Annotated in this window: 20 protein-coding genes and 1 pseudogene; 12 read left to right on the forward strand and 9 right to left on the reverse strand. The window is 59.8% G+C overall.

The window, feature by feature from the left end; genetic code table 11:
- Positions 1 to 6 precede the first annotated feature (6 nt).
- Positions 7 to 519 carry a nodulation protein NolB gene (locus LCM4576_RS03690; RefSeq protein ID WP_071030600.1) on the reverse strand — a complete coding sequence of 171 codons (513 nt, stop codon included), beginning with the start codon at positions 517 to 519 and terminating at the stop codon, positions 7 to 9.
- 178 nt (positions 520 to 697) lie between these two features.
- On the opposite strand from LCM4576_RS03690, the gene LCM4576_RS03695 reads away from it, so the two are divergent.
- Together LCM4576_RS03695 and LCM4576_RS03700 are read left to right on the forward strand one after the other, a co-directional pair.
- Positions 698 to 1402 (forward strand): secretin N-terminal domain-containing protein, encoded by a 705-nt coding sequence (locus LCM4576_RS03695; RefSeq protein WP_116397874.1) that lies wholly within the window; start codon positions 698 to 700, stop codon positions 1400 to 1402.
- A gap of 247 nt (positions 1403 to 1649) precedes the next feature.
- Positions 1650 to 3563, forward strand: a complete 1914-nt coding sequence (locus tag LCM4576_RS03700; protein ID WP_071030601.1) for an HrpF/NolX family T3SS translocon protein — start codon at positions 1650 to 1652, stop codon at positions 3561 to 3563.
- 741 nt (positions 3564 to 4304) lie between these two features.
- Here the strand turns inward: LCM4576_RS03700 and LCM4576_RS03705 are convergent.
- From LCM4576_RS03705 to LCM4576_RS36745, 8 genes and pseudogenes are all read right to left on the reverse strand, one after another.
- Positions 4305 to 4877 carry a CpaD family pilus assembly lipoprotein gene (locus LCM4576_RS03705; RefSeq protein ID WP_244510613.1) on the reverse strand — a complete coding sequence of 191 codons (573 nt, stop codon included), beginning with the start codon at positions 4875 to 4877 and terminating at the stop codon, positions 4305 to 4307.
- A 15-nt stretch (positions 4878 to 4892) separates the two neighbouring features.
- Positions 4893 to 6338 carry a type II and III secretion system protein family protein gene (locus tag LCM4576_RS03710; protein ID WP_071030624.1) on the reverse strand — a complete coding sequence of 482 codons (1446 nt, stop codon included), beginning with the start codon at positions 6336 to 6338 and terminating at the stop codon, positions 4893 to 4895.
- Between the two features lie 30 nt (positions 6339 to 6368).
- Positions 6369 to 7055, reverse strand: a complete 687-nt coding sequence (locus tag LCM4576_RS03715; protein ID WP_071030625.1) for a response regulator transcription factor — start codon at positions 7053 to 7055, stop codon at positions 6369 to 6371.
- A 908-nt stretch (positions 7056 to 7963) separates the two neighbouring features.
- Entirely contained in the window at positions 7964 to 8131 is a 168-nt protein-coding gene (locus LCM4576_RS36465; protein WP_157901194.1) for a hypothetical protein, read from the reverse strand.
- A 34-nt stretch (positions 8132 to 8165) separates the two neighbouring features.
- Positions 8166 to 8387, reverse strand: a complete 222-nt coding sequence (locus LCM4576_RS36740) for a hypothetical protein (RefSeq protein ID WP_052459187.1) — start codon at positions 8385 to 8387, stop codon at positions 8166 to 8168.
- Positions 8388 to 8816: 429 nt separating this feature from the next.
- Positions 8817 to 9170, reverse strand: a pseudogene (locus LCM4576_RS03730) (proline racemase family protein); the annotation flags it as partial.
- A gap of 698 nt (positions 9171 to 9868) precedes the next feature.
- Positions 9869 to 11026, reverse strand: coding sequence for a HipA domain-containing protein (locus LCM4576_RS03740; RefSeq protein WP_071030605.1), 1158 nt, complete (start codon positions 11024 to 11026; stop codon positions 9869 to 9871).
- 3 nt (positions 11027 to 11029) lie between these two features.
- Entirely contained in the window at positions 11030 to 11812 is a 783-nt protein-coding gene (locus LCM4576_RS36745; RefSeq protein ID WP_198540199.1) for a helix-turn-helix transcriptional regulator, read from the reverse strand.
- A 393-nt stretch (positions 11813 to 12205) separates the two neighbouring features.
- On the opposite strand from LCM4576_RS36745, the gene LCM4576_RS37690 reads away from it, so the two are divergent.
- The 10 genes from LCM4576_RS37690 (at position 12206) to LCM4576_RS03790 (ending at position 19988) form a co-directional block, all read left to right on the forward strand.
- Positions 12206 to 12760, forward strand: a complete 555-nt coding sequence (locus tag LCM4576_RS37690; protein WP_157901195.1) for an HAD family phosphatase — start codon at positions 12206 to 12208, stop codon at positions 12758 to 12760.
- Positions 12761 to 12789: 29 nt separating this feature from the next.
- The gene (locus tag LCM4576_RS03755; RefSeq protein ID WP_071030607.1) at positions 12790 to 14238 is read left to right on the forward strand and encodes a sigma-54 dependent transcriptional regulator; all 1449 of its coding nucleotides are present in this window, start codon (positions 12790 to 12792) and stop codon (positions 14236 to 14238) included.
- An 8-nt stretch (positions 14239 to 14246) separates the two neighbouring features.
- Entirely contained in the window at positions 14247 to 14513 is a 267-nt protein-coding gene (locus tag LCM4576_RS37000; protein WP_244510615.1) for a hypothetical protein, read from the forward strand.
- A 194-nt stretch (positions 14514 to 14707) separates the two neighbouring features.
- On the forward strand, positions 14708 to 15670 hold the full coding sequence (locus LCM4576_RS03760) for a hydrogenase (RefSeq protein ID WP_071030608.1): 963 nt from the start codon (positions 14708 to 14710) through the stop codon (positions 15668 to 15670).
- Between the two features lie 40 nt (positions 15671 to 15710).
- Complete coding sequence (locus tag LCM4576_RS03765; protein WP_071030609.1) at positions 15711 to 17309, forward strand: nickel-dependent hydrogenase large subunit; 1599 nt, start codon at positions 15711 to 15713, stop codon at positions 17307 to 17309.
- A gap of 84 nt (positions 17310 to 17393) precedes the next feature.
- A complete protein-coding gene (locus tag LCM4576_RS03770; protein WP_071030610.1) occupies positions 17394 to 17708 on the forward strand; it encodes a hypothetical protein in 315 nt (104 codons plus the stop codon).
- Positions 17709 to 17746: 38 nt separating this feature from the next.
- Positions 17747 to 18064 carry a hypothetical protein gene (locus tag LCM4576_RS03775; RefSeq protein WP_040971353.1) on the forward strand — a complete coding sequence of 106 codons (318 nt, stop codon included), beginning with the start codon at positions 17747 to 17749 and terminating at the stop codon, positions 18062 to 18064.
- A 13-nt stretch (positions 18065 to 18077) separates the two neighbouring features.
- Positions 18078 to 18554: a hydrogenase maturation protease gene (locus LCM4576_RS03780; RefSeq protein WP_040971352.1), complete on the forward strand. Its 477-nt coding sequence runs from the start codon at positions 18078 to 18080 to the stop codon at positions 18552 to 18554.
- Positions 18551 to 18871 (forward strand): hypothetical protein, encoded by a 321-nt coding sequence (locus LCM4576_RS03785; RefSeq protein WP_052459186.1) that lies wholly within the window; start codon positions 18551 to 18553, stop codon positions 18869 to 18871. Before LCM4576_RS03780 ends, LCM4576_RS03785 begins: the two co-directional genes overlap by 4 nt.
- Positions 18872 to 18965: 94 nt before the next feature.
- A complete protein-coding gene (locus tag LCM4576_RS03790; protein ID WP_116397875.1) occupies positions 18966 to 19988 on the forward strand; it encodes a hypothetical protein in 1023 nt (340 codons plus the stop codon).
- Positions 19989 to 19998: the final 10 nt, after the last annotated feature.

A 19998-nucleotide genomic window follows, 5' to 3' on the forward strand; every position in this document is an offset into this window, starting at 1 on the left:
CCTCGTTCATCCTTGTTTTATTAAAGTGTTCACGGATGATGTAGCGCCGCTGATACTCTTGGTGACAAGAGAAACCTCAGTAACGGCGCTGTATACTTCCCGCAGACCAGCAATCATCGCTTCGTAATTCTCCCTTCCTGGCGGAGCGCCTGACATGCGCATTCCCGACCCTGCTTGGGAAGGAAACTGCTCCGCCGGCCCGGGTAGGACGTCCTTCACAAGGGGCACCTCTTGGTCGGGCGTGGCAGGTGCCACGGCATTGTCCCTGTACAGCGATGAAAGGGTCTGGAGCACGCGGTCGCCCAACGGGCTCGTTTCGCTTGTCGCGCGCGAAACCTCCAGGACTGGAGCAACAGGCCCCGCCCCCGCCRTCGCCGACGGGCCATCGTTCTTAATCGAGGCGGCTGCCTCTACAAGCGCGCACTCAAACTGGGCATGCTCGCCGCACGCCGACGTTGCCCCCACCCTAGACAGGTTGTCGGCAAAATTGGCAGAGATGGACGTAACACCAATTGTCATGCAAAGACTCAGTTGTTCTGTTTGAGTGTGATGAGTTGATCGTTCATCACCTGCTATCGAGCTGCTGTCCTAGGGACGCCAACTGACCACAAGCTGACGAACTGGCCACGAAGCGTCATTTAAAGGCCACGTTCGGCGTTCAGGTCAGCACGAATTTCAGCTTTCGATTTGGGACAAGATGCCGGAAAATACACTCCAATCCACCATTCTGCACATTGGGATGAGAGTTCTCTTTCTCGTAATCCTTCTCTCCACCGGCATTGATACAACGCTGCCGGYCCCTCTGTCGCTGCCGTCGACGCCTTATAGGTATACAGTTCTGGATCAGGACCTGTCTGCCGCTTTGCGAGAATTCGGCAACAACCTCAATGTCGACGTCGACGTCAGCTCCGAGGTAAAGGGGCGCATCCGCGGGCGTATGCCGAGTATGTCGCCGCGCGCGTTTCTGGATCGCTTGACCGAGCTCTACGATCTCCAATGGTACTATGATGGGCTTGTGCTCCACGTATCTGCTGCGAAAGAAGCGCAGACTCGTATGCTGGTTTTGACTTCAGTCCGCTTCGAGGTGTTCAAGGCGGCCCTTGATCAGCTTGGAATTTCCGACGAGCGCTACGTCGTGAGACCGGCACCGGGAAACGGCCTGGTCATGGTTTCYGGCCCACCCCGCTTCATTGTGCTTGTAGAGCAGACGTACAACGGTCTCGTAGCGGAGGCACAGGCGCGACCTCACGACACCGGGACGCCCCCAAAGGAGACGGAACTGATGTTGTTTCGTGGCTCCTCGACCGTGGTCGTTCGCGATGGGCGACCTGAAGGACCGTTCTCTTCCGAGGTGCCGCACCAGGACAGCGTCGTCCGTGAGCCTGCACAGAGCCAGAGATGACAATTGAGCATACACCGCAGCTTCCCRCAGGAAGCAACACGGCCGCCATTCGCTAACAATCGCGTTTCCTTCCGCACTCGTCAGCTGTTCGACAGCTGAAGCTTGTAACCGGTGTTGTCGCTGACGAGGAACCAAAAATCGGCAGCATTGATTAGCCGCACGTTAGTCATGCGGCCGGCGTTCGGTATTCGTCGGGAACGACGGTGGCACCAGGTGACGCAATTGATCTTAACTGTGAGGATGCACGATGTCGCTTAGCCTTTCGGCAGCAAATAGCTCCAACCCCGCCCTCTCTCCACAGGCCTGCGCGGGCCCAGAAACTTCTTCCCAAATTGTCGCCCAGACCGGGCAAGGGGCGCTCTTGCCCTTCCAGGCGATGCTGTCCAGCTGCTCGCCGCAGGACAAAGTTTCCGATTCCATCGCGCAACTAAGCGCGTCGCCAGCGAATTTGAAGTCGTYCATGGACGAATTCCAGCAGCACCCGCTGGACGAACTGCCGCCAGATGTGAAGGCATCGCTGGAAGACTTGCGACAGCACCCGCTCGAGCTCATGCCACCCACTCTGAGGGAGGCATTCAAATCGTTGGATCAAGCCCCCCCTGCAGTCGCTTCACCTCCCGTCGCACCACCTCCCATAGCGCCTGCGCCGATAGCGAGCACGCGGATCACGTGGTGTGACGGCAAGCTGACTGAGCCCGAGCTGCAGATCGTAGCGGTGCTGAACCGCCATAAGGACAAATGCCCGCTCAGTTGGGATTCGCTGAGCGGGCTAGCCAATGATCCGTCCACGCCGCCGGATCTTAAGGCTGCAATCGAAAGTTTGCAGCAGGACCCGGAGCTCTTTTATGCCATTGGCTCGCAGGGTGATGGYCGCTGCGGCGGCAAGATCAAGGCCAAGGATTTGTCCGGGTTCTCAGACCTTCACCCACAAGTCGCCGCCTTCCAGGACCAGCAGGCACGAAGCTACGAGCAGAACTACATCCCATCCGACGGATCTGGAAATGGTCAGCCGACGGTCATGACCATGAACGATGCAGTGCGTGAACTTTACCGGTACTCCGACAACCTACCTGAGAACCTGAGCTTGGGTGATTTCGGGAAGATCGTTGACGGCACAGCAAAAACCGGCAAATGCCCGCCCCAAGTCATTGCGGCCGCACAATATTTCCTCACTCACCCAGATGCCTGGAAGCAGTTGTATGGTGGCTCGATCGATAAGGTCCACAAATACGACTTCCTGCAAGTCGCTTCATCCTCGATGAGCCTCACGCAACCCGAGCTGAACACGCTCGATGTGATTAACCGCAATCAGCAAGCCTTTTTTGATAGCGGTGTCCTGACTCGCGACAAACTGGCGAAGATGGCGGACGACAAGAGTCTCAGCCCAAAGGTACGACAAGCGGCATCGCAGCTACTGTCAGATCCCCTATTGTTCGGCTTGCTGAACAATTCAATTACGGGCTACAAGACCCATCATCGGTTCTTCGATTTTGGCGGCGGACATACTGTCGATTCCRGCAACATTAGCAACCGGGACTTCGCCAAATTCTATAACGATATGACCGTTGCGAACCGCACGGTTCAGYAGGCGAAGGCCCATGTTCCCAAAACCGCGGCAGATCAGGACGCGGTCGCGGATATGAAGATGGGTGTGGCGGACCAGCCGGATACCAAGTCTGCCAAGAAGAATGGCGGGGCTTTTATGCACGCCATCGACGGCGTCCTCAAGGTGGGTTCCAAAGTTTTTGATTGGGCCGCGACGGCTGTGGGCCTCCTCAGCTTCGTTCCGGGCCTGGGCCAAATCGCCGATGCCGTTTCAATGGCGCTCGAGGGGGCGTCGCAAGCAGGGAAACTCATTCATACCGCTATTAGTGGAGGCAACATTAAGAAGGCATTGGCCGAAGCAGGGCTCGATTTCGCTGCTCAGGCTGTGGGCCTTGTCGCTGGCCCCGAGGTCAAACTCGCGATTCGCAATGGGCTCGCGAAGGCGGCGCTGGAAGAGGCCTTTACGGCCGGCGTCAACCTACCGGTCGAGGCCGCCAAATCCTACGCGGAGAATTATCTAACCAATCTGAAGGCAAGCCTTGAGGCTGGCCCTATGCAAGCGGCAGGCGTTTCGGACTTTGTCGGCGTGGCGGCGCTGGCTCAACGCGTGGCCTGACAAATCAATCCGCGTCTCCTTCGGCGCGGATTGACCTATCTGCCAATCAGTGGCTGCAGACTTTGCAGCCCTGATTGGTGGGCTGGGTTGCGACGGGGTGAACCCCTCGATGGTGCGATAGATCGTCCATTGCATGGTCGGCGCACCATTCAAAAGGATTTCGTGGATGTCGCCGGCAACAAGTCCCGCATGCCGATCATCGACGCGGAGCGTAGCCTTCAATCGATCTGTTCCTGGCGGGGTCTTAGAATCGCCTGGCAGGCAAGGGGACGTTTGTCCGACTGCGATAGCGAACTCAWTGAAAGCGCGGCTGTCGTCCGGCTCTTCCCATAAACATCACCATCCGCGGGTGTGGCGGGGAGGCTTTGGTTGCACGAGTTGCGGGCTTCTCGAGCGTCTACAGCGGGAGCACCCTAGCTATCCCGATCACCTTGCGCATACGGTACAAGGCCGATCGAAAATGCGTCGCGGGACAGGAGGTATTTCACGCCCGAAATGCCGATCAGGCAAATCCAATCATTGCAACTTCATTCCCGGGGAAATCAGGCAACATTCTGATGACACTCTGAAGGACCTTTGGGAAGAGGTTCCTCAAGTCTGATCGCCTAATGGCCCCCGGGCATCGCCCGTTGCGTGACGCCTCTACCGATACCCATTGCCACCCAACGACCATTCCTGCCCTTGCGCAAACGCCGTCATGCGTAATGCCTGGTTGCGTATGTGCTATGGTCATGATTGCTGTTACTTTTCGTGTTCTGCGCTGCTGGTCTTGCCCGTCTCGAAGGTCCTGTATTTGGCAACCGGGATAGCCGCGCGATCACCGAGACTTGGCCTGACAGCGTTGTTGTCGATCAAATCGAGCGGGTCGTTGACCATGACCGCCAAATTGCGACGCGTCGAACAGCCAAGCGTCCGGTCGAAGGAACTGTCATTGGCTAAAGGACCGGACAATGGCGGGCAGTCAGGGGGGAGGCTATCGTAGACAATCGCCTCTATTCGCGCTGCAGAACGGTGGYGCTGTTCAAAGAGGCGGATGTGGTACGCGTCAACTCCCATCCCCATCACCTGACTGGCGACCTCCGCGGYCAGYCAGGGCGGACCGCTGATAGAAATATGGACGGCATCGGGCCGGCCACGGCTGGTGCTCGCAATGAAATTACGCAAACGCTGCCGTTCGACAGAGTGAAGGCTCTGCAAGAACAAGACGTTGCTCTCCTGCCGGACGAGGATTTCAGTCGATGACTCAACCGGCGAGGAGCTTRTGCAGCCACTCACGCTCGCGCTCAGAGCGACCAGAAGGATTGTGATCCGCATCGTTATTGGGCGTCACTATTCAATGATGAAGCCGTCCAGGACGCCTGAGCCGCCGGTAGCGTGGTCTTGCGGCGGATTTTCCGATGAGTTCATCGGAGTGGGCCCCACGTCGGAAGCCGAGCCGAGGCGATCGGTAGGCGTGCTCATCTGCTTGGGATTTGATCCTGGCCTCACGATGTAAGGGGTGACTATGATAACCAGTTCCGTCTCCTCCTTTTGAAATGATGAAGAACGGAAAAGGGCGCCGAGGATCGGCAAGTCGCCCAGCCAGGGAAAGGCGCGGATATCAGTATTGACGTTCCGCCTGATCAGCCCACCGATTGCGAAGCTTTGRCCGCTGCCGAGCTCAACGGCGGTGTCGGCACGCCGTGTGGAGACGCCAGGCACAGAAATACCGTTGATTTGGACCGCACCTTGTGTCGACAGTTCACTGACTTCCGACTTCACGCGAATATTGATCTGCTCGTTATTAAGCACCGTTGGCACGAACTCCAAGCCGATGCCGAAGTGACGGAATTCAACCGAAACTTGCCCACTCCCCTGCACGACCGGAATGGGAAATTCACCGCCGGCCAGGAAATTGGCGGATTCACCGGACATCGCGGTGAGATTCGGCTCAGCTAAGACAGAAGCGACATGCTCCTTTGCGAGCGCGTCGAGAACCGCCCCAAGGCTGACATTGCCATCATTGTACGCGACGCCGGYCGTACCGCCGCCGCTCGCCGCACCAGAACCGCCACCTTTGCCGCTGGCCAAACCCACTGTCAAATTGCCGATCTTGCCGAAAGCGGACAGGTTGATACCGAGTTCCTTCATGGCGCTACGGGAGACCTCAGCTACGCGCACACTCAGATTGACCTGTAACGACCCAGCGACTTGAATCTCATTGTCGACCTGCGCGCCGTCACCGAGAAATTGCTCAGTGACTTTCGTCGCGGTGTCGACGACTTGGGCATTGGGCGCTGTCCCGCTAAGGATCGCACCGCGTGGCGTATAGCTGACGTKGATTGGATAGTCGCCGACCCGAGTCCTCAACATGGCGCGCAGATCCTCGATTGGTTCAGTGACAACAATATTCAACTGGGCGAGAGCCTCCCCGTTGGCGTCCAAGGCAAATAGGCTGGTCCGCCCGGATTTCTTGCCAAAGACGAAGACAGTCTTATTCGAGGGTGCCTGAAAATCTGCGATCGTCGGATCAGCAATAAAGACGCTGGCGGCCGGCGCGGATAAATGAATTGTCTTGCCGAGCGAAGAGGAAAGATTCAGCGTGCCGTTGATGCTATTGGCAGTGGCACGCGGTGCGCCTTCATACCGTTTGTCTTGGGCCGTGGCAGAAAATGGGGAAAACAAAATGAGCGCGCAAAGAAGATAGGCCGGGCAAGGAGAAACCATAGTTCTCAAACCGCCAATGACGGTCGACCGCCGATTGGCGGGGGAATGGCCATTAGGAACGACTTTCAAGGCAATCTTCGCTTTCAACATGCGACCAGGTTAGGCAGATCGTGCGTCAATCGATTCAAGAATGTAGCCAATGCCACGCGCTGTGTTGATTCGGAKGGTTGCCCCTGACTGACACAGGTTTTTGCGCAAGCGATAGATGCCGACTTCGAGGGCGTTGGCCGAAACTTCATCGTCGAACGCATAGAGGCTATCTTCCAGCTGCGCGCGTGGAACAGTGCGACCTGCGCGGTTGAGTAGATGCTCGAGAATACACAATTCGCGGCGTGCTATCTTTATTGGCTGGCCCCCAACGAAAACTTGTCGACCGATCGGATCGAATTGTAGATTGCCAAATTCAACGGTGGGATCGGCAATCTGTGTTGAACGCCGCAGAATGGCCCGCATTCTGGCGATGAGTTCTTCGGTGCAGACTGGCTTTGGCAGGAAATCGTCCGCACCACCGTTGAAAATCGCAATACGCTTTTCGAGATCGTCGATACTGCTCATGATGAGCGCAGGAACCGAATGACCGTTGCTCCTTAACTGTGTCAACCAGGGCAAACTATCACCGTCCGGCATGACCAACTCCAACAGGAGAATGTCATAGCTCGCACAACAGAATGCAGTGGATGCCTCGTCCAGGGTACGAGCCACATCAACGGCGAAACCGCAATCCTCGAGCGCCCCCTGTATCGTGCGTGTAAGATGGGCATGATGGTCAATAAGCAGAGTTCGCATTTCATCACCCATCAAGCACGTCAAAACATCCTAAGAGTGCGCGGTTTGTCACGCACGTTGTCGGGTAGAGGGTAGTSAACGCCCTCCTGTCCGAACATCTGGTCGCTCCTTGCGCCGCAAATGACTTCTCCGGACGGGGTGGACTCGTGGCCGCCCCGACGGTCGATCCAGTCAATGCCATGAGGCCGCTCTATCAGATCGTCGCTCTCGCTGCTGAAGACGGTGCCGGGTCCAGTCATGCCGCGAAGAGGGTTTGCCATCGGACATACTCCTGATGATGGCCCCCATCGTACTTTTTACACTTTACTTTGGATTCTTGAAAATCGATTGCTTGGATAATGTCCATCCATATTACGGATGGATCACATTTCGCCCTTCCACTTTGCACTTTGTGTAATCTCATGAATTCCATGCAGCTATAACTTTGAATTTTCAGGCTAACCGGGGCAGACGCCCACCTGTGAAGCACTGGATCAAAAACAGCCCTACCGCCAGTCCCCTTCAATCGGCGAATCCCTGCCGGGTTCGCGGATTGACACGCATTTGTAACCGGCCGTATTGACGGCCCAATTCTCGATCGGGGTTCGAGGTCCCTAAGGCCGCAAAATCCGCAACCGAGCAGTAGTTTCATGAGACGGTCCTGGCCACGAACCGGTTGAGTTCTCAGCGCAAGAAACCATTGAACGCGAACTCGGCCCACCTGAACGTGCTGCGCGCCTTCGAGGCCAGACAGAGACGATATTGTCGTGCTCGAGGTGATGGCGCCAACGGTGGATGCTTCGGATTGGCAGCGCCGACGCAATCGGTGATCTGCGGCCGTTGATATGGCTACAAGGGAGCCGAAAACGGCCGGCGGGCTTCGGCTGGGATTTGCGATAGAAGGAACCAGCGCGCGCGACCAGGAGGGATTAGTTGAGGGCGGGGATGGTGGTGACGATCTCCTCCAGAAGATTCGGCTTAATCTCCTCGGGTGTGAGGTCGGGGCCGCCCGGAATCAGATCGCGCTTCTTGAGCCACCAGATCGGTAGCTGCTCGGCGTCGCAGTAAGCCGGGTTCGCCTTGATCTGCGATCGCAACCGTGGCGCATCGTTCGTGTGCGGTGTTGATCGCTCACCGGATGTGGTGAGCRCTGCCGCTCCCCAGTTTGCCGATGCGGTGCTCGTCATAACTGCCGCCGTCGGCGTCGAGCGTCGCACCTTTGACCGAGGCCTGCGATGGGCGCATCACGAAGGCGACAAGTTGGACGACCTCGGCCGGCAAGGCCATCTCGCCAATCGGAATATCCGCGACCGCGGCTTGCTCGCCGGGCGCCGCGACAAAATCGTCAGCCATGTCGGTTCGCACCCCGCCGGCGCGATTGCAACGGCCGTCACGCCATCAGTGCGGAAGGTGCAGCAATGGACTTCGTCAGATTGAGGAGCGCTGCCTTGCTCGCGTCGTTAGGGCATTGGCATCCCCGCGATGGACGGCGCGACTCGCCATATTGACGGTGCGTCGCCCGCCGTTGCCTTGAAGTGYCGGATAGCTTCCCTCGCGAGGACGGCAGCGGCAAAAAGTTGAGCTGAAACTCCTTTTGCCCAGCCGATTTCCAGCGGCGCCAGCGCGCCAGCAGCGTTCGGCGCTTAGCCTATGCGACCGTACTAAGCGATGGGACGGGATCCWTCCGCGGCAAATTTTCACGATTACCGCGCCGATATCGCCGGATTCCGCCATAACGAGAACAGTCTAAGCCGCCAATCAGCTTGCCCATCCTTGTCTCACTTACGTCAATAGATCGACCTGAGGTCCCCAAGTGTCGGAGAGCACAAAGCCGGCAGGGAACGGTTGTAATTGTGAGCGCCCGTATACATAACCGCGGCCGGTGATGCGCGGCAGCACGGCCTTGCGGCCGCCGATTTCCGTTTCGCCTATCGCCTCGGCCGTGAACTCGCCGCCGATGATGGACCGAGAGAGGCGGGCATCGCCGACTTTCACCAGGCCGCGTGCAAAAAGCGCCGCGAGGTTGGCGGAACTTCCGGTACCGCATGGCGAGCGGTCCACCCGGCCCGGCGGCAGCGTCGTGCAGGTACGCACTGCGCCATCGGGCTCGTGATCGCGGAACATGACGTAGCCCAAAAAAAAGTCGGGATGGTCGTAGATGTTCTGTGCCATTGTGTACTCTGTCCTGGTAATGGGACGAGGTACTGCTCATGCTGAAAGCCTCGTCCAGGGTGGCGAGGYCAAGGGATCGTTACCRCAATATGAGGCTAGCGCAATCGATATCCCCGCATCCCGCCGATGGGAATGCGGGCGAAACGAGATACGATGTGGGTATCCTCTTCGACCATACCTCGAGCGTGTAGCGCGCCAGCCGCAATGTCAATATCCCGGCGATCAATGGGCTATTTGGGAGATTGCCCAACAAGAGGGCGAGTGAAGCCTGCGGATCGTAACCATCTGTTCACCATAAGTTGGCAGACTGATGGTCGGCCCTTCCGGGCCGGCGTCATTGATGACGCACTCTTGCCGCACACCGGCGGCCGACGKTTTCATGTCCCTCACCCCGCCCCAAGCAGTATGCGTCGGCCGCCGGTTTTTCTATGTCCCGAGTACATAAGCGGCAAGTCTCTATTGGATTTCAACTCATCAGCCATCCGCCGGCTCGGCCAATGAACTCGTCTCGGTCCCTCGCCAAATCGGGTATTTCCAATCTCAGCGCACCGAGGAGCACGCGCATGTTGGTCGCGATCAAGTCAGYGAAACGCTTCGCCTGACGCGCTTCAAGAGCGCTCAGGCAGTCAGCGAGGCCCGATGCAATCTGCGATGGGTAACGCTCATGCATGCGTTTGCGTGCTGCAGCACTTTCTATTCCCAATGCTAGGAGAAACGCATCGAACTCTTCTGAGGTAACTTCCATCGAGCGTTTCAGCCTCACCGATCCTGTAAGCGAGTTCGTCTGTCAGAGTGTCATCCAGCCTGGTCGGCAGGATATCGTAGCGCGGCGCAAAGTGGATTCTGCCCCCCCGTTCATAGAGCAGCGCGAAGTTTTTTGCGTGTCCATCGTTATTGCCGACCAGGAGATCGAATATGGTAGCCCTAATGAAGGTCTCCTTGGCCTGGGCGGGATCGACTGTCGTCTCAAGTATCCTGCGGATAGCCGAAACGTCGAAGCGCCGGCCTGCCTTGCCACGCCTTTCGTACTTCATTGAAGCGGCCAAACCGAGCGCCTGCGCGAAATCCTCCTGATGAAGACGCACGATCCTATTCTGTCGATCYCTGCCTCGGTCGAAGCGAGTCACCAGTAGCGCATCGATTCCGCCAATCGGCACCATTGAGGCTTCAGCCGTGTTGAAGCCAAGCTCTCGGGAAAGTCTCATYGCCTCGGCCTCATACCGGGCATCCTGCTGATGATCGCGGTCGGGCACCTTGAGGATGTGTGTCGTCGGCGCTCCAGATCCGTGCCTCGGTTCAGCAAACCTACCGTCCGGCAGAACAGTCACGGCTATTTTGCTTTGTATGYCAGCCAAGGGAGACGGATCTTCGGTTCCATCAGGCAAGCGTTTACGCAGATGGAGTGCCTCGACGATCGCGATCATGCGATCTTGCGAAATGGGTACATAGTCCTGTTCATAGTCGCCCGGAACCTTTGTCGGTGGCGATCCGGACGGAAGAACGGAAAGTGCGCCAGCACAGTCCTTTCCAAGGTGATACAGCAAGCCAGCTATGTCATCGCGGGCTAGGCCTTCTCGTGCCATCACGTCGCTGAGCACACCGTCGCGCTCCTGCAGAAGGTTGTCGAAGAATGCTCGCGTAGTCACGTCGTTATAAGGCTCTTCGGCGAGCGGGAGGGAGAGCGACAACGCGGTCGCATCTGATTTTCGAAGGTAATCAGCCTTGTAGACAAAGGCGACTGAGYCGTTTTCGTCACGCACGAGGACACCGATCGGATCAGCGAAACCGTCGAGCCTCACATCGAGGGCAAGTACCTCCATGTATCATCGTTCCCGAGCAAGCAACGATATGCCGGCTGCGTGCGCGACTTTCAGGACCTTGCCGAGTTCAAGTGTGGCTTTGCCGTTCTCCAACTCGGATAAAAATCTGCGCCCCACTCCGGCAAGGTCAGCAAAACTCTGTTGTGAGAGATGTCGGCCCTCGCGAGCGCRCCGGACTAGCCGCCCAAGATCTGAGGCGGAGACGATCTCCAGCCCTAACGTATCCGTCTYGCCATGGCGCGGTGAGGCGGCGCCGGCGCCCTCGTCCTCATCACTGCTCCCGCTGCTGCGAGGCAGATAAGCGTCGGGAAGCGTTCTGGGCAGGGCAGTCGTAATGAATTCCGAAACATCAGGAAGCTGCAGATTGACCTGCGGCATTGCGTCGGTCAGTCGTTTGCTGACGTCCGCCAGGGCATTGACGCTGGTAAGTGCCTCGGAAATTCCCCTCGTGTCCAATGAGCTCCTGATGGCCTCATCTTGACGTGAATATTCTTTACTGACCGCTTTGAGTGCTTCGCTGGACGCATTGATGTCTGCACTTTGTTTCGCCAGGGCTTGGGTTGGAGGAATCTGCGAAATTGCCTTGGCGATCTCTGTGGCGTTCAAGGCGAGTTTGATCGTGTCTTTGGGGCGCGACGGGTCTCTCGTGACGTTCTTGAAGGCGTCGCCAGACGCGTTGATTTCCATAAGCAGCTTCGCCAGCTCCTGGGAAGGACCTGCCTGGGCAAGCAGCTTTGCGATGTCTGTTGCGCTCGTGGCGCCGATGGATTGAGAGGTCTTGGTCATCGTTTGCTCCCGATCGGGAACATAATCTTACTTCCTATTTGATTCAAGGCCTGGGGCTCCCGATCGGTATCAGAGCCGAATTTGATCCCGAGCGGGTTCATCAACCCTAAAGCAGGGCAGAACTGGGCCGCCTGATACCGTTCGGGTGCAAAATTGGCAAGTGCGGGGTGTGACCTTTAAAGCCGACGAGGCCGCCCGAATAGAACTTTTCGTTAGTCGAAGGGCATTGTCGGCAGCACAGCCCCCGATCTTCGATTGCTGCCGCTGGCGCGACCCGGTTCCATGCCGAATGTTTAAGTCCTGTATCCTGCAACCAACTTCAATGCCTGTCCCCTTCATCGGCCACGACCGGGGTCTGGTGCTCGCCATCGGCACGACCACAAGCAGACCGACGTGGTCTCGCTTCTTCGGTCAACTCTGGGCGCCGAGGCGCTTCGACTGTTCGCCAGCATCCGCACCGGCAAGGACGTAAGCGCCAATAAACCGCATCCGGAGGTCTATCGACTGGTGCTTTCGGATCTCGACCTCAACGGCCTGGAGTGYCTCTGCATCGAGGATTCCAGGAACGGGCTTCTGGCCGCGCGCGCTGCCGGCATGCGCACTGTGATAACCCCCAGCCAGTTCACCTGTCATGAGAACTTCAGYGGCGCCGATCTGATCCTGCGCAATCTAGCCCTGCCATGGTCGTCGCCCGAGTTCCACCCTTTCACCTCCTTGACGGACCAGCCGGTTGATTTCTGTCGCCTGCTTGCCCACAGGACGTTAGAGCGCTTCACTGTTTCAAGGAACCGGCGAACCACCCCTTCTCTTTGTTTTTCAAGCAATTCCGCACGAAAGTCGTTACACGCTGTTCCTGGAATTGYTCCCCCCGTCGGGGCGAAATGGGTGAGGTTCCAGTCTTCGGCCAGTCGACACACCKACGTTGCGCCGAGGAGAACGAACTGCTAATCAAGTAGACACTTTGGAAACATAGTTTCATGGATCATTCGGGTACGGTCGTCATTGTCGCTCGTCCAGGCAGCGACTGGTCGGACAGCCTGGAAGTGCTGTCGGAACGCTATGCCTATCGGGTCCTGCTGGTCGGCAGCCCGGCCGAAGCCCTGACCGCGATGAGCAGCATTCATGTCGATCTCGCGGTCGCCGAAGACCGGCAGGATGAGACCGTCGGCCTCGATTTCCTCACCCGCCTGCGCGTCTCGCATCCGGAGATCATGCGTGTCTATGTGAGACGGGCTCCTTCGTCGGTATCGCATCATGAGCTCTCCAAGGCCGCGATATATCAGTTCCTTCTGACGCCGCTCGACCCGGCGCAGCTTGGCCTTGTCGTCGAGCGGGCGTTGGAAGCGCGCGAACTTCATCGCCGGCATCGCATACTTTCGCGGGAATTCAAGATTTCCGGCGCACTCATGTTCGGAGAGCGCCGCGACCCGGCGTTCAGGCCGGAAAGCCATCAGTTCGAAAAGCTCGTCTACGCCAGCGAGAAGATGGCGGAGATGTGCGATCTCGCGCGGCAGGCGGCGGCGACGGAACTGCCGATCCTGATCCAGGGCGAAACCGGTACCGGCAAGGAGCTTTTGGCGCGCGCCATCCACTACAATTCGCCGAGGCGCGCGAGTCCTCTCCTGGTCCAGAACTGTGGCGGCATGCCCGACGAGTTGCTGCAATCGGAGCTGTTCGRCCACAAGCGCGGCGCCTTCACGGGGGCGATTTCCGATCGCCTCGGCCTGTTTCGCGCCGCCGATGGCGGAACGGTCTTTCTCGACGAGATTTCGGATGTGTCGCCATCCTTTCAGGTCAGCCTGCTGCGCTTTCTCCAGGAAGGCGAGGTCAAGCCGCTGGGCGCTGACAAGGTCATCCACTGCAACGTCCGCATCATCGCGGCCTCCAACAAGCTTTTGCAGGACCTTGTCGCGCAAGGCAGGTTCCGCCAGGACCTCTATTTCCGGCTGAAGGGCTTCGAGTTCGAGGTGCYGCCGCTGCGGGAACGACCGGACGACATCGGGCCGCTGGCCGAGTTCTTTGCCGCCAAGCATGCCGATGCCATGGGCCGCAAGGTTCTGGGCATCACCGCCAACACGCTGGAGAAGCTCGCCCTCTGCGGCTTTCCCGGCAACGTCCGCGAACTGGAGAACGAGATCCGCCGCATGGTCGCGCTGACCAAGGATGGCGAATACATCACCACCCGCAACATGGCGCCCTCGCTGCTCGCCGCCGCATCCGCTCGCAAGCAGGGCGACGGCCTCAGGGGCTTCGTGCCCGAGGGCACCACGCTCAAGGACCAGGTCGAGAGCCTGGAAAAGCAGATCGTCGGGCGCGCTCTTATCCGCAACCATTGGAACCAGAGCCGCACCGCCTCCGAACTCGGTTTGTCGCGCGTGGGGCTTGCCAACAAGATCAAGCGCTACAATCTCAACGAAAACGGTTGAGAGGCATCATGAGCAACGACAAACCGCAGCAGCCGGGCGCAGCCGTCATTCGCTTTCCCCAGTCTCGCGTGCTTCCGTCCGGACATGCGGAACCGACGCGATATCTGGGCTTCGGCGCGATGGCCACGGCAATCGGCGCGCCCGAGCACCAGGCCACGGGTCACTGGTGCAGCCGCTGCAAGGGCATCTGGTACGGTATCTGCTCGAGGTCACCTGCCCAGCATGCGGCAATCGTCACGGTTGAGCCGCGGCCGTGCGGGACGCACGGGCGATAAACGAACTTTCCACCTGCTAAGATAGTTTGCAGGTCGACACGCGGGCAATGTTGCGCCGCAAAATATGCCTGATAATGCCAACCATCTGATTTAACGTCATTTTCCTCACTTGCGCCAACTTGGCACGCCGCTTGCGATTTCCTTTTCGTAGACGCGCTGCACCCAAAGGTCAGTGCGTAGCGAAGGAGGAATTAATGGCCAATCTTCTATGGCTCCAGGGCGGAGCCTGCTCAGGTAATACGATGTCGTTCCTCAACGCCGAGGAACCAAGCGCTTGCGATCTCGTGACCGATTTCGGCGTCAACGTGCTTTGRCACCCGTCACTGGGACTGGAGCTCGGCGAGAATCTGAAGAAGCTCTTGAACGCCCTGACCTCGGGCCAGATGCCGCTCGACATCTTCGTCTTCGAAGGTACCGTCGTGAACGCGCCGAACGGAACGGGCGAGTGGAATCGCTTTGCCGGACGGCCGATGCGCGACTGGGTAAGCGACTTGAGCAAGGTGGCGAATTTCGTGGTCGCGGTCGGCGACTGCGCGACCTGGGGCGGCATCCCGGCGACGGCGCCGAATCCCTCCGAAAGCCAGGGGCTGCAATTCCTCAAGCGCAACCAGGGCGGCTTCCTCGGCAAGGACTACAAGTCGAAGGCCGGCCTGCCGGTCATAAACATTCCCGGCTGTCCGGCCCATCCGGACTGGATCACCCAGATCGTCGTGGCGGTGGCGACCGGCCGCGGGGCCGATCTCAAGCTCGATGAATTCCAAAGGCCGAAGACCTTCTTCACCTCCTTCACCCAGACGGGCTRCACCCGCAACATGCACTTCGCCTACAAGGTGTYGGCCACCGAATTCGGCCAACGCAAGGGCTGYCTCTTCTACGATCTCGGCTGCCGCGGCCCGATGACCCATTCGCCGTGCAATCGCGTGTTGTGGAACCGGCAGTCGTCCAAGACGCGCGCCGGCATCCCCTGCATGGGCTGYACCGAGCCGGAATTCCCGTTCTTCGATCTGGCGCCGGGCACGGTCTTCAAGACGCAGACTGTCATGGGCGTGCCGAAGGACATGCCTTCCGGCGTCGACAAGACCGGCTACATCAAGCTGACCGCCGCCGCCAAGGCTGCTTCGCCGCGCTGGGCTGAAGAAGACATCTTCGTCGTCTGACCGCGCTTCACCGAACCCGATCGACAAAGGTCAAGACATCATGTCCGCTGCAGTTCAAACACTTGATATTTCGCCCGTGGGACGCGTCGAGGGCGATCTCGACGTGCGCGTCGACATTCAAAATGGCGTCGTGGTCAACGCCTGGACCCAGGCCGAGCTCTTCCGAGGCTTTGAGGTAATCCTGCGCGACAAGGATCCGCAGGCGGGGCTGGTGGTGACACCGCGCGCCTGCGGCATCTGCGGCGCCTCCCACCTGACATGCGCGGCCTKGGCGCTCGACACCGCCTGGAAGACGGAGGTGCCGCGCAACGCGATCCTTGCCCGCAATCTGGGGCAGATCGTGGAAAGCCTGCAGAGCCTGCCCAGGCATCACTACGGCCTGTTCATGATCGACTACACGCACAAGAACTACTCCCACTCGAAATACTATGAGGAAGCCGTCAAGCGCTGGTCGCCATTCACGGGAACCAACTACGAGCTCGGCGTGACCATCTCCGGGCGCCCGGTGGAAATCTACGCCCTGCTCGGCGGGCAATGGCCGCATTCGAGCTATATGGTCCCGGGCGGCGTCATGTGCGCGCCGACGCTGACCGACATCACCCGCGCCTGGTCGATCCTGGAGCACTTCCGCCGCAACTGGATGGAGCCGGTCTGGCTCGGCTGCTCCTTTGAGYGCTACGAGCAGATCCAATCCTATGACGACTTCATGGCCTGGCTGGACGAACGGCCCGAACATGCCAATTCCGATCTCGGCATGTTCTGGCGCATGAGCCTCGACGTCGGCGTCGACAAATACGGCAAGGGGCACGGCAAATACGTGTCGTGGGGCTACCTGCCGCATGAGGACAAGTATGACCGCCCCACCATCGAGGGCCGCAACACCGCGGTCTTGATGAAGAGCGGTGTCTATGACGGCGCGACCGACAGCCACAAGCTGATGGACCAGGTCTACACCCGCGAGGACCTCATGCATGCCTGGTACGACGAGCCGGGCGGCAAGCATCCTTTCGACCGCGTCACCAAGCCAGTGGGCAAGAATCCGGTCRACTACGACAGTCAATACTCCTGGGCCGTCGCCGTTCGCCACGACCAGAACGGCCGRCTCGAGGCAGGCCCGCTCGCGCGGCAGCTCATCGCCGGCGGCCGGCACGGCGAAAGCTGGCAGCACTATGACCCGCTGGTGCTAGACATGTATAAGAAGCTCRGCGGGGCAAGCGTAATGCTGCGCCACTTCGCGCGCATGCACGAAGGGGTGAAGCTCTATCGCCAAGCCGAGCACGCGCTGCGGGAATTCCGGCTGAACGACCCGTGGTATGTCAAACCGACAGAGAAGGACGGCCGAGGTTGGGGGGCGACGGAAGCCATTCGCGGTGCGCTTTGCCACTGGATCGAGGTGCAAGGCGGCAAGATCAAGAACTATYAGATCATCGCGCCCACGACCTGGAACGTCGGCCCGCGCTCCGACGGCGGCGAACTGGGCCCAATCGAGGAGGCGCTGATCGGAACGCCGATCGCGGATATGAACGACCCGGTGGAGGTCGGTCATGTCTGTCGCTCGTACGATTCGTGCCTTGTCTGCACCGTGCACGCCCACGACGCCAGCACCGGCGAGGAGCTTGCCCGGTTCCGTACGGCATAGGTCACCTGCCGCTTCAACGACGCTGCCCGGTCGTCTGCCTCGCCGACGGCCGGCCCGCTGCACAAATGTCGGGGACGGTAGCCGATGAACAATGAGCAACAGCACGCCCTGCTGCGCAAGATGGCGCAGCTGATGAGGTCGGGCCTCGAGACGCAGACCGAGCCTTTTCYGGAAACCGAAAAGGAGTTCGCCGCGATTCTGGACGAGTTGCGCAAGCTCGATCCGAACAACGTCCAGGGCAAGATGGTCATCAGCGGCTTTGTCGACCACCCCTACGGGCCCGACAAGCAGCGCTGCATGGAATGCATGTACTACCTCGTCCACCGGGAATGGTGCGACTTGCCGGAGCTTGCGGTGCCTGTCGACGCGGACTGGTGGTGCCGGCTCTGGCGCATCTGACGTGCCCTTGCGCAGGCGTGCTCTGGACGGAGGCTGCGATGACGACCATTGACGACGGTCAGTTGCGTGAAACCATCGAGACGCTGCTGACCCGATCGCCGGACACGGAAGCTTTTCCACGGGCCGACAGCCACGAGGATGTGCTCGCCGTCATTGCCCGCCTGCGGGCGGCCGGAAACGATCTGGCGGCGAAACTCGTGATCGCGGGCTTCACCTTGCGCCCCGTCGAGCATCAGGGGATAGGGCAGGCATGTGAGAGCTGCATGTACTATCTCGTCCACCGGAGGTTCTGCGAGCTTCCCGAACTCGCGGTGCCGGTCGAGGCGGAGTGGTCGTGCCGCCTGTGGCGGATATGACGGGCCGGCGGGCATGATCGCGATCGTCGGCTGCGGCAACCTCAACAGGCAGGACGATGGTGTCGGGCCGGAGGTGATCCGCGCGCTGCGCGCCGGCGGCCTGGAAGGGCCCGGCGTCAAGCTGCTCGATGCCGGAACCGACGGCATGGCCGTCATGTTCGCGGCTCGCGGCTGCACATCGCTGGTCCTGGTGGACGCGGCCCGCACCGGCGTCGAAGCCGGCGCCGTCTACGAAGTTCCAGGCCGCGAACTGGAGCGCCCCTATACGCCAGGGCTCAATCTCCACGACTTCCGCTGGGATGCCGCGCTTCATGCCGGCCGGCGGATCTTTGGCGCAGCCTTCCCGCAGGACGTCACCGTGTTCCTGATCGAGGCGGAGCATCTGGATTTCGGGACGGACCTCAGTCCGAGCGTCGCGGCGGCCGCATTGTCGGTGGCCAGCCGTATCGAACGGATCGTCGCTGAACGCCGGACGGATCGACCCGGATGAACGCAGGCGGCTTCATGGTTCGCGTGAGCCGCGGCGGCCTGCACGTGTCCGCCGAAGACTATGAGCGATATTTCGATGGCATCAGCGGGATCGTCCTGATCCGGCGCGACAGCGACCTTCTCATCCTGCCGGTGCGGCTGGCGCAGGCCGGCGGCTATATCCTGAAACGCAAGAACCTGGCTGGCGACCGGGTCGCGCACGCGCCCGACTTCTTTCGCGCAAGCGGGATTGCCGACGAGAACGACCGGGAAATCGAGGTGACYTGGGACAAAGCTCAGGGCGGATTGGTCGGCCGGGGTGCATTTTTTGCATACTAAGTTTACACTTCGTAATTCAAGTAGACAACATACAAAAAGCTGCTAGCATCCGACCCCCATAGAGCTGCAGCCAARCAGCATGGGAGGATATCGGGTGAGGCAGTCTCGCGTGGAGGAGGAAGTGCGCGCCGCATTGGCGGCTGCGGACGACCCTTTGGCCTCGCCCCAGGAACGGGCCGAGATGCTGATGGAGATCGCGATGGGTTTTCAGCAGCGCCCGAAATCCCCCGACCAGATCGAAGCCGCGATTGATCTCTACGATCGGGCCGGAGCCATCTGTCCGACCGGCGAGCGGTTGCTCGGCGCCCGCATCGCCGCTCGCCGCGCCACCGCCCTGCTGGCCCTGCCGGAGGGGGGCGCCGAAGCTCTTGAAAAGGCGCGGACCGAACTGGAACGCGCGATCAGGCACTTCGCCGATCTCGGCCGGCCGGAAGAACTGGCGGAAGCGGAGATGAATCTCGGGCTGGCGATCCACAATCTCGTCGGCCTGAACAGGGCGCGCATCACCGACGCCATCTCCGCCTATCAGCGGGCGCTGCGGACATTCGACCGCGCGAGGTACCCGAAGGAATTCGCCATCCTGCAAAACAACCTGGCGACCGCCTTCCTGTCCATGCCTTTCACCGACAGTCGCGCCAGGATGCGCGAGGCGCTGGCCGTGCAGGCTTTCGAGGAAGGGCTGAAGAGCGTCAGCCTGATCGACCATCCCGCCGAATACGCGATGCTGCAGAACAACCTCGGCAACGCGCTGCAATATGCCTCGTCGAGTCATGTGGTGGAAAACAATCTGCGGGCGCTCGACGCCTATGACGAGGCGCTCAAGGTGCGAACCCGCGCGGCCATGCCGCTGGAATACGCCAACACCATCGCCAATAAGGCGAACTGCCTGTGGAACCTTCCCGACGATCCCGCGCAGCCGGGTGACGGCAACCGCGCCAACCTGACGGCAGCGCGCGAATACTATCGTGAATGTCGGGAGATATTCATGAGCGCCGGCGAGACGGACAAGGCGCGCATCGTGGCGGAGGCCTGCGAACAGATCGACCGCGAGCTGCTTTCGGCGCCACCCGCGACATCCGACGGCCTGGCCGGGACCGTCCGGCATCATCTCAACTGAGGACRACAGG

The sequence above is a fragment of the Mesorhizobium sp. LCM 4576 genome, from assembly GCF_001854815.1.
Classification (GTDB): Bacteria; Pseudomonadota; Alphaproteobacteria; order Rhizobiales; family Rhizobiaceae; genus Mesorhizobium; species Mesorhizobium plurifarium.